The sequence below is a fragment of the Pseudomonas sp. KCJK9016 genome, from assembly GCF_046231795.1.
Lineage (GTDB): Bacteria > Pseudomonadota > Gammaproteobacteria > Pseudomonadales > Pseudomonadaceae > Aquipseudomonas > Aquipseudomonas bananamidigenes.
In genome coordinates, this window is record NZ_JBJJMM010000016.1 from 150759 (window position 1) to 164988 (window position 14230).

Consider the following 14230-nt stretch of genomic DNA (forward strand, 5'->3'; position numbering starts at 1 on the left):
GCAGGACGGGCGGGGGGTTAACCGTAAAAGCGGCGCATGATACCAAAATGAACCGGCAGGTCGGTTTTTGATCACCGACGGATGTCGGATCTGGCGACAAAAGGTGTAAGAAAACATGACCTGTGGTTATTGCGGTGACGACTCCGCCGGGCTCCAGCTACCGCCCAGCGCGGTGTACAGGTTCACTTGCGCCACCAATTGCGCCAGGCGGTCGGTGATCAGACCTTGCTGGGAACTGAACAGCGAACGCTGGGCGTCGAGAAACGTCAGACTGCTGTCGACCCCGGTCCGGTAGCGGTGCTGCGCCATGTCGTAATAGTCCTGAGTGGCCTGCACCAGATCGCGCTGGGCCTGGAGCTGCTGCTGATAAGTCTCCCGCGCGGCCAGGCCGTCGGACACTTCCTGGAAAGCGGTCTGAATGGTCTTTTCGTATTCGGCGACGGTGATGTCTTTCTGCAATTTCGCGTAGTCCAGGCTGGCGCGCAGGCTGCCGGCGTTGAAGATCGGCAGGTTGACCTGCGGCTGGAAGGTCCAGGCACCGGAGCCGCCCTTGAACAGTCCCGACAGGTCACGGCTGGAGGTACCGGCATTGGCGGTCAGGCTGACACTGGGGAAAAACGCCGCCCGGGCCGCGCCGATATTGGCGTTGGCAGCTTTGAGCTTGTACTCGGCCTGAAGAATGTCCGGCCGGCGTTGCAGCAGATCCGACGGCAACCCGGCCGGCACCTGCGCCACCAGATCACTAGCCAGTGGACGTGCCGGCAGGGATTCGGGAACCGGCGCACCCACCAGCAGGGTCAGGCTGTTCAGGTCCTGGGCCACTTGCCGCTGATAGCGGGCGAGGCTGGCACGGGTGCTGTCGACGCTGGTCTGCGCCTGGATCTGATCCAGCGCCGAAGACTTGCCCGCTTCGCGGTTGCGCGTAGTGAGGCGCAGGCTTTGCTCGTCGGCGGCCAGGGTCTCCTGCGCCAGTGCCAGCAATTCCTGGTCGGCGCGCCAGGTCAGGTAGGCGTTGGCGACGTTGGCCACCAGACTCAGTTGCGCACTGCGTCGGGCTTCTTCGGTGGCCAGCCAGCTCATCAGGGCCTGTTCGCTGAGGCTGCGGACCCGGCCGAAAAAATCCAGTTCGTAGGCACTGATGCCGAGGTTCGCGGAATAGGTGGAGGTGATCGCGGCTTTGGTCCGTGTCACGCTCGCCGGTACTCGCTGGCGCAGCTCGCTGGCATTGGCCGACACCGCCGGCAGCAAATCGGCGCGCTGAATGCGGTATTGCGCCTGGAAGGCTTCGACGTTCAGCGCCGCCACGCGCAGGTCGCGGTTGTTGACCAGCGCGCTTTCGATCAACTGTTGCAGCGCCGGGTCATTGAACAGTCCGCGCCAGTCTTCGACCGCCACGGTGGGCGTGCCGGACGTTGCGTAGGCGGGACCTTGCGGATACTGCGCCGCACTGGGTGAAGCGGGGCGCCGGTAATCGGGAATCAGCGAGCAACCGCCCATCAGCAGCGCCATGGACAGCAGAGAAATCGACAATCTGGACATCAAACGCTCTCGTTCATTTAAAGGCGCACGGGCGCCGGATACCCGGCCTTGGAAGCCGGATCAGGCACCGGCCATCCATTTCGCCAGGCCATGGCGACCACTGACACCGAGCTTGGCGGCGGCACGCTTGAGGTAGGTCTCGATCGAGCTGTTCTTGACCCGCAACCGCTCGGCCATTTGCGGCACGGTGCCACCGGTCAGCAGGCCCAGGCAGACTTCTTTCTCGCGCACCGACAAGGTGATGTCGCCCAGCGCCAGACGTTCGTCGAACACCTGCTGCAACGGTGCCGGTTCTTCATCGGTCTGGGGCAGGCGAGGTTGCCGGGCGAGGATCTGTCGGCAAATCTGCGCGTGCCGTTCGATCAGGGGCAGCAGGGTGTCGGACAGGCTTTTGAGGAACGACAGCTCCGGCAACGAAAACACCCGATGCGTATGAGGGCGACAGAACGAAATGACGCAGCGGCGGTTGGAGGTGCGTGACACCAGATTGCACTGATGGACGCTGCGGTGCGGGTTTCGATCCTGCAGTGAAGCCTTGAGTTGAATCAGCAACGAATCGTTCATCTCGATCATCTGTTGCAGCAGCGGATGATCGTCCTGGCACGATGGGGAGGCCGGGGGAGGGAACGTATCCGGCAAACCTGCGCTACCCAACGCCTTGATCTCGACCACGCTGGCCTCGCGTTCGTCCAGCGTCCACTCACTGAGCTCGACACGGTTGACCGGCACCAGCGTGTCGACCAGTTGAAACATGTTCGTGGCGAATCGCTCGTGCCCCGTGCTGGCGATCAGTTCTCCCAGTTGCCAATAGAAGTGCGGATTTTCCGAATTGCGAAGACTGCCGGTCAGATTCATGTCTTTGTCATCCTTGATTTAGAGCCCTTGCCGATCGTCAGCCGTACATACACCCATGAAGCCGCCACGCAGTCATTTCTCCCTGAAATCGATCTGGAGCGGGATTTAAGCCTATGCATTTGTCCTACGTCTGTAGGGGAAAACAGGGACACAAAATGCCACTATTTCCGAATTAATGGCGCCACATTTCTGTCAGTCCTGGGCTGTCACGCTTGTAAGCGATGGCTGCGCGGTCCGATGGATCCCCGACAGATCAGACAGATGGCCTCCAGGGCTGCCAGTACGGGCGTCGGAATCAGCCTGACTGAATGGCGATTGTCCTACAGAATTTTCAGCCATATGCCTGCGAACTTATGCAGGTATGAACCATGCGGTCTGACCTGTCAGGCCCGAAGGCTGGCAAAGAGGCAGAGATTGTCCGGGTTTCACGTGTCATGCCGGTTTCGGGGCCGATGCTTGAATACGCGCCAAATCACATGAGACGGATCTTATGAACCAATTTGCTGCCGACGCGGCGGACGGTCTGTCCGCGACTTCCGAGACTTTCCCGCTGACCGCTGCCCAGCGTGACATCTGGCTGGACCAGGTGCGTCAGGGGGATTCGCCGGTGTACAACATCGGGGGTTATGTCGAAATGACGGGCGCGCTGGACCCGGCGCTGATGCAAGCGGCCCTCGAAGGCCTCGTGGCCCGGCATGACGCCATGCGCACCAGTCTGCTGCCGGGAGCCGGCGAGAAGGGTCTGCCATTGCAGCGTTTTGCGCCTTCGATGCCGGTGCCGATGCCGTTCCATGATTTCAGCGCCCATCCCGAGCCTCAGGCGGCTGCGCGTCGCTTGACTCAGGAACGCATCGAACAGCCGTTCAAGCTGGATGGCGGGCCGTTGTTCCGTTTCTGTCTCATCCGTCTCGATGAACGCTGTCATTGGTTTTCGCTCCAGGCCCATCACCTGATCGTCGATGGCTGGGGCTTCGGTGAAATGCTCAAGTCCCTCGGCGACATCTACAGCGCTCTGGCGCTCGGGCAATTGCCGCCGGATTCGGCGCCGTCCTACATCGACTTCATTCATGACGACGCACGGTATTACCAGTCCGCCCGCTATGCGCGTGATCGAGCGTACTGGCTGGACAAATACCGGCATCTTCCCGAACCGCTGCTTTTGCCGCGCTATCAGGAGCGCTTCGCCGGCGCGACGGCACCCACGCGGATGTTTTCGCAGCGCTTTCCGGAACGCCTCCATGAGCGCATGAAACAAGTGGCCCTTGAGTACGGGGCTTCGGCGCTGCACTTTCTGCTGGCGGCGATGCACGTGTATTTCAGCCGAACCGGCCAGCGTGATGAGTGGGTGGTGGGCTTGCCGTTGCTCAATCGTTCCGGCGCTCGCTTCAAGTCCACCCTCGGACTGTTTACCCAGGTCAGTGCCGTGCGCATGGGGTTCGGTCGAGAACTGGCGTTCAGTGCGCTGGTGAAGGCCGTTCGCGATGAGCTGAAACAGGATTTTCGCCATCAGCGTTTTCCCCTCAGTGAAATGAACCGTGCACTCGGTCTGCTGCGCGAGGACCGCTCGCAGTTGTTCGAGGTGACCGTGTCCTACGAGCGTGACGCCCATGAATACCGTTATGGCGAAGCCCGGGGGCGGGTGGTCAAAGTGTCGAACCACGAAGAGGGCACGCCGCTGTCCGTTCACCTGCTGAGCAGTCGCAGCGACGACGAGGACAGTCTGTATCTGGTGTACAACGAGGCCTATTTCGATGCTGACGAAATCGAGGCACTGTCCGCTCGGCTGTTGTGGATATTGGAGCAGGGACTTGAAAACAGCGCCTTGGCGACAGGTGATTTCAGCCTGAGCCTGCCGGCTGAAACCGCGTTGCTGCAGCAGTGGAACGACACGCGTGCGGTCTACCCGGAAGGCCAGACCCTTCACCAGCGCATCGAGGCGCAAACGGCAGCGCAGCCCGAGGCGCTCGCCGCAGCGTTTCAGGGGCAACGGCTGACTTACGCCGAACTGAACCGGCAGGCCAACGCCCTGGCTCATCACTTGATCGGACTCGGCGTACAACCCGACGACCGCGTGGCGCTGGTCGCCCGCCGAGGGCTGGACACGCTGGTCGCGCTGCTGGCGATCCTCAAGTCCGGCGCCGCTTACGTGCCGGTCGATCCGGCGCATCCTGCGGAACGTTTGAGCTATTTATTGAGCGACAGCGCGCCGGTCGTGGTCCTGACCCAGTGCCATCTGCGTGACCGGTTGCCGCTGCTGAGCGTACCGGTGATCGATATCGACACGCGTGCCTGGCCGATCAACGACCTCAATCCCGTCGTCCCTGGCCTGACCGCCGAACATCTGGCCTATGTGATCTACACCTCCGGCTCCACCGGCCAGCCCAAAGGCGTGATGGTCGAACATCGGACCCTGTCGAATCTGGTGGATTGGCATTGCTCAGCCTTCGAGCTATGCGCCGGTCGCCACACCTCGAGCCTCGCCGGTTTCGGTTTCGACGCCATGGCCTGGGAAGTCTGGCCGGCATTGTGTGCCGGCGCGACCCTGCACCTGGCGCCGTCCCGTGACGGTGGCGAAGACATTGACGCGCTGCTCGAATGGTGGCGTGCGCAACCGCTGGACGTGAGCTTTCTGCCGACCCCGATTGCCGAATACGCCTTCAGTCGCCACCTCGAACACCCGACATTGCGCACACTGCTGATCGGTGGTGATCGCCTGCGTCAGTTCAATCGCGAGCAGACGTTCGAGGTGATCAACAATTATGGCCCGACCGAGGCCACCGTGGTTGCCACCTCGGGCCGGATCGAACCGGGCCGGACGCTGCACATCGGCCAGCCGGTAAGCAATGCCACGACCTACCTGCTGGATGACCGACAGCGACCGGTGCCGATCGGTGTGCCCGGTGAGTTGTACGTCGGTGGCGCCGGCGTGGCGCGGGGTTATTTCAACCGTCCGCAACTGACCGCCGAACGCTTTCTCGACGATCCCTTCAGCACCCGGCCCAATGCCCGGATGTACCGCACCGGCGACCTCGCGCGCTGGCGCCCGGACGGCAACATCGAGTATCTGGGCCGCAACGACGATCAGGTGAAAATCCGTGGCGTGCGCATCGAGCCCGGCGAAATCGAAGCGGCGTTGAGCAGCCATGAATCGGTGCGCGATGCGGTGGTGCTGGTGCGCGACGGGCAGTTGCTGGCCTGGTTCACCGAACGCGAACCGCTGGACATCACCCAATTGCATGCTCATCTGCAAACCCGTCTGCCGAGTGCAATGCTGCCATCGGCCTACGTGCGGTTGACGGCGTTGCCCCTGACCGCCAATGGCAAACTGGATCGCCAGGCGCTGCCGGCGCCGGGGCCGGAAGCGTTGATCCGCCGCGAATATGAAGCCCCGCAAGGCGACGTCGAAATTCTCCTGGCGCAAATCTGGGCCGAGGTGCTGCAAGTCGAACGGGTAGGGCGTCACGATCACTTCTTTGAACTGGGCGGGCATTCGCTGCTGGCGGTCCACCTGATCGAGCGTATGCGCCAGCTCGGCATGAGCAGCGATGTGCGCGTGCTGTTCGGCCAGCCGACCCTGGCGGCACTGGCGGCGTCGGTGGGCAGTGGTCGCGAAGTCGAAGTGCCGGCCAATCGCATTCCGGCAGACTGCACGCAGATCACCCCGGACCTGTTGCCGTTGGTGGAGCTGGATCAGGCGACCCTCGACCGGATCATCGCCACTGTGCCGGGCGGGGCGGCCAATGTGCAGGACATTTATCCGCTGGCACCGTTGCAGGAAGGCATCCTCTATCACCACATCACCGCCGCGCAGGGCGACCCGTACCTGCTGCAATCGCAACTGGCGTTCGACAGCGTCGAGCGGCTCGAGGCTTATGCGGCCGCGTTGCGTCAGGTCATGGCGCGCCACGATATCCTGCGCACCGCGGTGGTCTGGGAAGGCTTGAACACACCGGTGCAGGTGGTCTGGCGTCAGGCTGAATTGCCGGTGCAGGAAATCACGCTCGACCCGGCCGAGGGCGACGTCCTCGCACAGTTGCACGAGCGCTTCGATGCCCGGCGTTATCGCCTCGACGTCAGTCAGGCACCGCTGATCCGGCTGATGTATGCCCGCGATCCGGCCCATGGGCGGATCGTGGCGATTCTGTTGTTCCACCACCTGGCGCTGGATCACATCGCCCTGGAAGTCCTGCGCCATGAAATGCGCGCCAACCTGTCGGGGCACGGCGAGCCATTGCCGCCGGCGGTGCCGTACCGCAATTACGTGGCCCAGACCCGACTGGGTGTCAGCGAGCAGGAGCATGAAGCGTTCTTCCGCGAGATGCTCGCCGATATCGACGAGCCGACCTTGCCGTTCGGTTTGCAGGACGTGCAGGGCGACGGTTGCGGCATCGACGAAGCCGTGCGGACGCTTGCGCCTGAACTGGACCGCCGCCTGCGCCTGCAAGCGCGGCAGGCAGGCGTCAGTGTGGCCAGCCTGATTCATCTGGCCTGGGCGCAGGTGCTGGCAGCCACTTCGGGGCGCGAACATGTGGTGTTCGGCAGCGTTTTCATGGGCCGCATGCAGGGCGGCGAGGGCGCTGACCGGGCACTGGGGGTGTTCATCAACACCTTGCCGTTGCGCGTGGACATGGACTGCGCCGTGCGCGAAGCGGTGCTGCTCACCCACGCCCGCCTGACCGACCTGCTCGGGCATGAGCATGCATCTCTGGCGCTGGCCCAGCGTTGCAGCGGGGTCGCGTCACCGGCGCCGCTGTTCAGTGCGCTGCTCAACTATCGGCACACTGATCTGCAAGCGCAGGAGTCGGACTCTGATCACGTTTGGCAAGGTATCCAGACGCTGAATAACGAAGAGCGCACCAACTACCCATTGACCCTGAGCGTCGATGACCTGGGCAGCGCCTTGCAGATCACCACGCGAACCCTGATCAGCATCGGCGCCCGGCGTATTGGCGACTACGTGCAAACCGCATTGCAGGCGCTGGTGGATGCGTTGGAGCAGACACCGCAACAGCCGCTGAATCGCTTGCCGATCGTGCCGCAGGCGGAGCTTGAACAATTGCTGGTCGAGTTCAATGCCACTGAAGTCGATTGTCCGCTCGATCAGCCGCTTCAGGCGCTGTTCGAGTTGCAGGTGCAACGCCGACCCGACGCCATCGCGCTACAGGCCGGTGAGCAGCAACTGACGTATCGCCAACTGAATGAGCAGGCCAATCGCCTGGCGCATCATCTGCGCGAACAGGGTGTGCAGCCCGATGCCCGGGTGGCGATCTGCGTCGAGCGCAGCCTGGATCTGATAGTTGGCCTGCTTGGCATTCTCAAGGCGGGCGGTGCCTATGTGCCGCTGGATCCCGACTATCCGCTGGAACGCCTGCACTACATGTTGCAGGACAGCGCCCCGGTGGCGGTGCTGGTGCACGGGGCCACCCGCAATCTGCTGGGTGATGCGGACGTGCCGGTCATCGATCTCGACCGATGCACCTGGCAGCACGCCTCCACCGACAACCTGCATGTCCCGGGTTTGAGTGCGTCGAACCTGGCCTACATGATCTACACCTCGGGCTCCACCGGCACGCCCAAGGGCGTGATGATCGAGCATCGAAGCGCCTGCAACATGGTGCACTGGGGCTCGCAGATCAGCCCGCCGACCGGGAACGGCGCACTGTTGCAGAAGGCGCCGTTCAGCTTCGACAGTTCGGTGTGGGAGATTTTCTGGCCGCTGTGTTCCGGCCTGCGGCTGGTGCTGGCGCGTCCCGACGGCAACCGTGATTCGGCGTACGTGACCCAGGTGATTCGCGAACGGCAGATCACCGTGGTCAAGTTCGTGCCGGCACTGCTGCAACAGTTCATCGAGCAGGACGATGTCAGCCAGTGCACCAGCCTGACCGACGTGCTCAACGGTGGCGGTGAGCTGACTGCCGCGCTGGCCCGGCGCGTGCGCGAGCGCCTGCCGTGGGTGCGTCTGCACAATGTTTACGGGCCGACCGAAACGACGGTCGACAGCACCGGCTGGACACTGGAGCCGGATCAACCGGTGCCGGAGGCCGTGGTGCCAATTGGCAAAGCCCTGAGCAACACCCGGCTCTATGTGCTCGACGCCCGCGATCAACCCGTGCCATTCGGCGTCAGTGGTCACCTGCACATCGGAGGGGTCGGGGTAGCCCGGGGTTACCTGGGGTTGCCGGACATGCAGGCCGAGCGCTTCATCGACAGCCCGTTCGTGGCCGGTGACCGCCTGTACCGCACGGGCGATCTGGTGCGCTATCGGGCGGACGGCAATCTCGAATTCCTCGGGCGCAACGACTTCCAGATCAAGCTGCGCGGCCTGCGTCTGGAGCCGGGGGAAATCGAGGCGCGGCTGATTGAGCATCCGGCGGTGCGTGAAGCCGTGGTGCTGGTCCGTGACGAACGACTGGTGGCCTATTTCACCGTGCGCGAAGGCTGCGACGCGCCCGCCATCGAAACTCTGCGTGCCCATGTGCTGGAGCGCTTGCCGGAGTACATGGCGCCGGGCGCCTACGTGAAACTCGACGCATTGCCCCTGACCCCCAACGACAAGGTCGACCGCAAGGCCTTGCCGGCACCGGGGGCGGAAGCGGTGCTGACTCGCCGCTACGAGGCGCCCGAGGGCGACGTCGAAATCCGGCTGGCGCAGATCTGGGCCGAGGTGCTGCAACTGGAGCAGGTGGGGCGCAACGACCACTTCTTCGAACTCGGCGGGCATTCGTTGCTGGCGGTCAGTCTGGTGGCGCGCATGCGTCAGGCCGGGCTGCATGTCGATGCGCGCACACTGTTCAGTCAGCCGACCCTGGCCGCACTGGCGGCCCGTACATCGGCGCATGCCAGACAGGTGGAAGTCCCGCAAACCACCATTCCGACGCTCAACCGCAAACGCCGGCTCTGACGCGACAACGACGTCGATTCGCGGTTCCCGCGGATCGACGTCATGACTGGCCAGTCACAGGCCTTGTCCCCGCTTCCCATGTCAGACACCCAAGCCCCGATGTTTTAGCTTTTCCGGGCTGCGCGTGGCCGCACGGACTCGCCGCTGCGCGCTCCTTTTTCCCGAATTTACAGCAGGTTACCCCCATGCAATTTCGCGAGCTGATGGCTGTTATTTCCACCCATGCGATCCGCCTTCAACAGGACGATGAAGACTTGGTCATTCTGGGCGACGATGAAGCGCTGGACGACGCGTTGTGGGACAGCCTCGCCAAACACAAGGCGCAGCTGCTGGAGCTGGTGGCGAGCCACGGCGGCGACTGGTCGAGCCCGGCGCTGCGCATCACCCCGGACATGCTGCCGCTGGTGCAACTGGATCAGCCGGCCATCGACCGTATCGTCGCCACGGTGCCGGGCGGTGTGGCGAATGTGCAGGACATCTATCCGCTGGCGCCGTTGCAGGAAGGCATGCTGTATCTGCACCTCGCGGCCGGCGAAGGCGATCTGTATGTGCAACAGGCGCAGTTCACGTTCGACAGTCACGAGCGCCTCGACGCGTTTGCCCAGGCCTTGCAATGGGTGATCGACCGTCACGACATTCTGCGCACCTCGTTTGTCTGGGAGCGTCTGGACGAGCCGGTGCAAGTGGTCTGGCGTCAGGCAGCGCTGGTCTGCGATGAGGTGGCAGTCGATACATCAACGGATGTGTTCAGTCAGTTGCAGGCGCGCTACGACGCCCGTCACTTGCGCCTCGACTTGCAACAGGCGCCGTTGCTGCGCCTGGTATACGCCCGGGATCCGGCACAGGGGCGGATCGTCGCGCTGCTGCTGTTCCATCACATGATCATCGACCACGTTGCACTGGACGTGGTGCGCCGGGAAATCCAGGCCTGGCTGCAAGGGCAGACCGAGCAGTTGGCGCCGGCGGTGCCGTTTCGCAACCACCTGGCGCGGGCACGCATGGCCCTCGATGAGCAGGCCCACGAAACGTTCTTTCGCGAGATGCTCGGCGATATCGACGAGCCGACATTGCCTTGGGGCCTGCAGGATATTCAGGGCGGCGGGCAGGATTTCGAAGACGCACAGCTCAGACTCACTGACGAAGTGAACCTGCGACTGCGCACGCAGGCGCGGCAACTCGGCGTGAGCGTGGCGAGCCTGATGCACCTGGCGCTGGCGCGGGTATTGGGCCAGTTGTCCGGGCGCACCTCGGTGGTGTTCGGCACCGTGCTGCTGGGGCGCATGGAGGCGGGCGACGGCGGCGAGCAGGCGCTGGGCATGTTCATCAATACCTTGCCGTTGCGGGTCGATGTCGGCGCGCAAAGCGTCCACGACGGCGTGCTCGCCACGCATCGTCGATTGAGCGCCTTGCTCGCCCATGAGCAGGCCTCGCTGGCATTGGCCCAGCGCTGCAGCGCGTTGAATGCGCAGACGCCGTTGTTCAGCGCCATGCTCAACTATCGCCACAGCGCTGTCGGTGACGTTGCCGAGGTGATCGAACTGGCCCCCGGCGTTCAGGTCCTGAGTGGCAAGGAGCCGACCAACTACCCGCTGACCCTGAGTGTCGACGACCTGGGCAGTGGATTCCGACTGTCCGCCATCGCCCCGGCCGGTATCGGTGCCGAACGGGTCTGCGCCTATGTGCAGACTGCACTGGACGCCTTGCTCGATGCACTGGAGCAATCGCCCCAGACGCTGATCAACCAGTTACCGATTTTGCCGCAGCAGGAGCGGCAGCGATTGCTGGTGGACTTCAATGACAGTCGTGTCGAGCTCGATCTGCAACAGACCGTTCATGGCCTGTTCGAGGCTCAGGTCCTGCATTCGCCGCAGGCCATTGCATTGCAGGCCGGTGCGCAATCGCTGACATATGTTGAACTCAATGCCCGGGCCAATCGCCTGGCTCACCGGTTGCGTGAGCTGGGTGTCGGGCCGGATACGCCGGTGGCGATCTGCGTCGAACGCGGGCCTGAGCTGGTGATCGGCCTGCTGGGCATCCTCAAGGCCGGCGGCGCCTATGTGCCGCTGGACCCGGCTTACCCTGCAGACCGCCTGAACTACATGCTCGACGACAGCGCGCCGATGGCGGTGCTGGTACACGGCGCGACCCGAACGTTGTTCGAAACGGGTGGCGTGCCGCTGCTCGATTTTGATCAGGAACACTGGCAGGACTACCCCGATCAAAACCCTCAGGTGCCGGGCCTGAGTGCCTCGAACCTGGCCTACGTGATCTACACCTCCGGTTCCACCGGCACGCCGAAAGGGGTAATGGTCGAGCACCGAGGCCTGGGCAATCTGCTTCATTGGAGCTCGCAGTTGTGCCCGCCCGTGGCAGACGGCGCCCTGTTGCAGAAAACCCCTTACAGTTTCGACGCCTCGGTCTGGGAGCTGTTCTGGCCGCTGACATCGGGTCTGCGTCTGGTACTGGCGCGCCCCGACGCGCATTTCGAACCGGCGTACCTGACGCAAGTGGTGCGCGAACAGCGCATCAGCGTGATCCAGTTCGTCCCGGCGCTGTTGCAACAGTTCCTCGACGTGGAAGACGTCAGCCAGTGCACCAGCCTCACGGATGTGTTCTGTGGTGGCGGTGAACTGACGCCAGCGTTGGCCCGTCAAGTCCGCGAACGTCTGCCGCAGGTGCGTTTGCATAACGTCTACGGCCCGACCGAAACCACGGTCGACAGCACGGTGTGGACGCTGGAGCCGTCGATGCCGGTGCCAGAGGCGCAGTTGCCCATCGGCCGGCCCGTAAGCAACACCCGTTTGTACATTCTCGATGAGCAGTTGCAACCATTGCCTCTGGGTGTGGCCGGTGAGCTGTACATCGGTGGCGTGCAAGTGGCGCGGGGTTACTTGAACCTTGCGTCCCTCACCGCCGAGCGATTCCTCGACGATCCGTTCAGCGACCAGCCCAATGCGCGGCTGTACCGCACCGGTGATCTGTGCCGCTATCGGGCCGACGGCAACCTCGAATACCTCGGTCGCAACGACGATCAGGTGAAGCTTCGCGGCTTGCGTATTGAACTCGGGGAAATCCAGGCGCGGCTGATTCAACTCGACACCGTGCTCGCCGCCGAAGTGCTGGTGCGCGAAGACGTGGCCGGCGATCCACGGCTGGTGGCGTACTACACCGGCGAAGCGCTGGACGTCAGTGAACTGCGCAGCCATCTGCTGGAGCTGTTGCCGGATTACATGGTGCCGACGGCATTCGTCCATCTCGACGCGATGCCCCTGAGCCCCAACGGCAAGCTTGATCGCAAGGCCTTGCCGGCACCGGATCAAAGTGGCCAGTTACGTGGCGGGTACGAGGCACCGGTCGGCGATGTGGAATGCCGCATCGCCGAGATCTGGCAGGCCCTGCTGAACGTCGAGCAGGTCGGGCGCCATGACAATTTCTTCGAACTGGGCGGCCATTCCTTGCTGGCGGTGAAACTGGTCGAGCGCATGCGTCAGCAGGCGTTGAGCTGCGACGTACGGGTGCTGTTCGGCCGACCGACCGTGGCGGGTCTGGCGGCAACCCTTGGCGTGAAACCGGCCTTGCAGGTGCCGGCCAATCGGATTACCCCGGATTGCCAGCGCATCACACCCGACATGCTGCCCCTGGCCACTCTGGATCAGGCCGGCATCGACCGGATCGTGGAAAGTGTCCCCGGCGGCGTCGCCAACGTGCAGGACATCTACGCCCTGGCGCCGTTGCAGGCGGGAATTCTGTATCACCATATGGCGGCGACTGCCGGCGACCCTTACGTTTTGCAGGCGCAGTTCGTGTTTGACGGGATCAAGTCGATCAAGGCATTTGTCCGCGCCGTCAACGTGGTGATCGCACGTCACGACATCCTGCGTTCCAGCGTGGTCCGGGAAGGCCTCGAAGAGCCGGTGCAAGTGGTCTGGCGGGCGGCGCCACTGGCGCTTGAGCGAGTGGAGGCCGACCCGCAGGACGGCGACGTGCTGCAACAGATGCAGGCACGTTTCGACCCGCGTCACTACCGTCTGAATCTGGGCCGCGCACCGATGATGCGCTTCGCCTACACCGAGGACCCACAGCACAAGCGCTGGGTCGGCATCCTGCTGATGCATCACCTGATGCTCGATCACACCGCGCTGGAAGTGCTGGTGAGCGAGATGAACAGCGTATTGCACGGTCACGCCGCCGAGCTGGCGACGCCGGTGCAGTATCGCAACTACGTCGCACAGGCCAGGCTCGGCGCGGATGCTGAAGCACACGAAGGTTTCTTCCGCGACATGCTCGGCGACATCGACGAGCCGACCCTGGCGTTCGGCGTACAGGACGTGCATGGCGACGGCAGCGCAGTGATCGACAGCCAACTTACGCTGGACACCGCGCTGGCCATGCGTCTGCGCGAGCAGGCGCGGCGGCTCGGCATCAGCGTGGCGAGTCTGGCGCACCAGGCCTGGGCACAGGTTCTGGCGCAGATTTCCGGTCGGGACGAGGTGGTGTTCGGCACGGTGCTGCTGGGCCGGATGCAGGGTGGCGAGGGTGCCGACCGGGCCCTGGGCTTGTTCATCAATACCTTGCCGCTGCGCGTCAGCGTCACCGCCACGGCGGTGCGCGATAGCGTGCTCGCCACCCATGAACGGCTGGCGCAATTGCTCGTGCATGAACAGGCGTCACTGGCGTTGGCTCAGCGTTGCAGCGGGGTTTCCGGTTCGCTGCCGCTGTTCGGCACGTTGCTCAACTACCGCCACAGCGCACCGCAGGCGGCGGGCCTGACCCTCGATGGCATTGAATTGCTCAGCTCCCGCGAGCGCAGCAACTATCCGCTGGTGGTCAGCGTCGATGACCTTGGCGAAGGCTTGCGTCTGAGTGTGCAAGCGGTGCCGGGTATCGAGGGTGCGCGGATCTGCGAGTACCTCAACATTGCCTTCGACAGTCTGG

At 63.6% G+C, this 14230-nt stretch carries 3 protein-coding genes and 2 pseudogenes; 2 read left to right on the top strand and 3 right to left on the bottom strand.

Annotated features, from left to right (window positions below):
• Positions 1 to 126: 126 nt before the first annotated feature.
• Together adeC and ACK6BI_RS17515 are read right to left on the bottom strand one after the other, a co-directional pair.
• Positions 127 to 1539: an AdeC/AdeK/OprM family multidrug efflux complex outer membrane factor gene (gene adeC, locus ACK6BI_RS17510; RefSeq protein WP_409318034.1), complete on the bottom strand. Its 1413-nt coding sequence runs from the start codon at positions 1537 to 1539 to the stop codon at positions 127 to 129.
• Between the two features lie 60 nt (positions 1540 to 1599).
• A complete protein-coding gene (locus tag ACK6BI_RS17515) occupies positions 1600 to 2394 on the bottom strand; it encodes a helix-turn-helix transcriptional regulator (RefSeq protein WP_409318035.1) in 795 nt (264 codons plus the stop codon).
• A 490-nt stretch (positions 2395 to 2884) separates the two neighbouring features.
• Between ACK6BI_RS17515 and ACK6BI_RS17520 the strand changes: the two genes are divergently transcribed.
• Positions 2885 to 9295, top strand: coding sequence for an amino acid adenylation domain-containing protein (locus tag ACK6BI_RS17520; RefSeq protein WP_409318036.1), 6411 nt, complete (start codon positions 2885 to 2887; stop codon positions 9293 to 9295).
• Positions 9296 to 9801: 506 nt separating this feature from the next.
• Positions 9802 to 14103 (top strand): annotated as a pseudogene (locus ACK6BI_RS17525) (non-ribosomal peptide synthetase); the annotation flags it as partial.
• On the opposite strand, the pseudogene ACK6BI_RS17530 reads toward ACK6BI_RS17525, so the two are convergent.
• Positions 14068 to 14166, bottom strand: a pseudogene (locus ACK6BI_RS17530) (hypothetical protein); the annotation flags it as partial. The pseudogenes ACK6BI_RS17525 and ACK6BI_RS17530 overlap by 36 nt on opposite strands.
• Between the last annotated feature and the right edge of the window lie 64 nt (positions 14167 to 14230).

Excerpts from the sequence above, each read along its gene's own strand:
- adeC (WP_409318034.1), bottom strand. The coding sequence starts at position 1,539 with ATGTCCAGATTGTCGATTTCTCTGCTGTCCATGGCGCTGCTGATGGGC.
- ACK6BI_RS17515 (WP_409318035.1), bottom strand. The coding sequence starts at position 2,394 with ATGAATCTGACCGGCAGTCTTCGCAATTCGGAAAATCCGCACTTCTAT.
- ACK6BI_RS17520 (WP_409318036.1), top strand. The coding sequence starts at position 2,885 with ATGAACCAATTTGCTGCCGACGCGGCGGACGGTCTGTCCGCGACTTCC.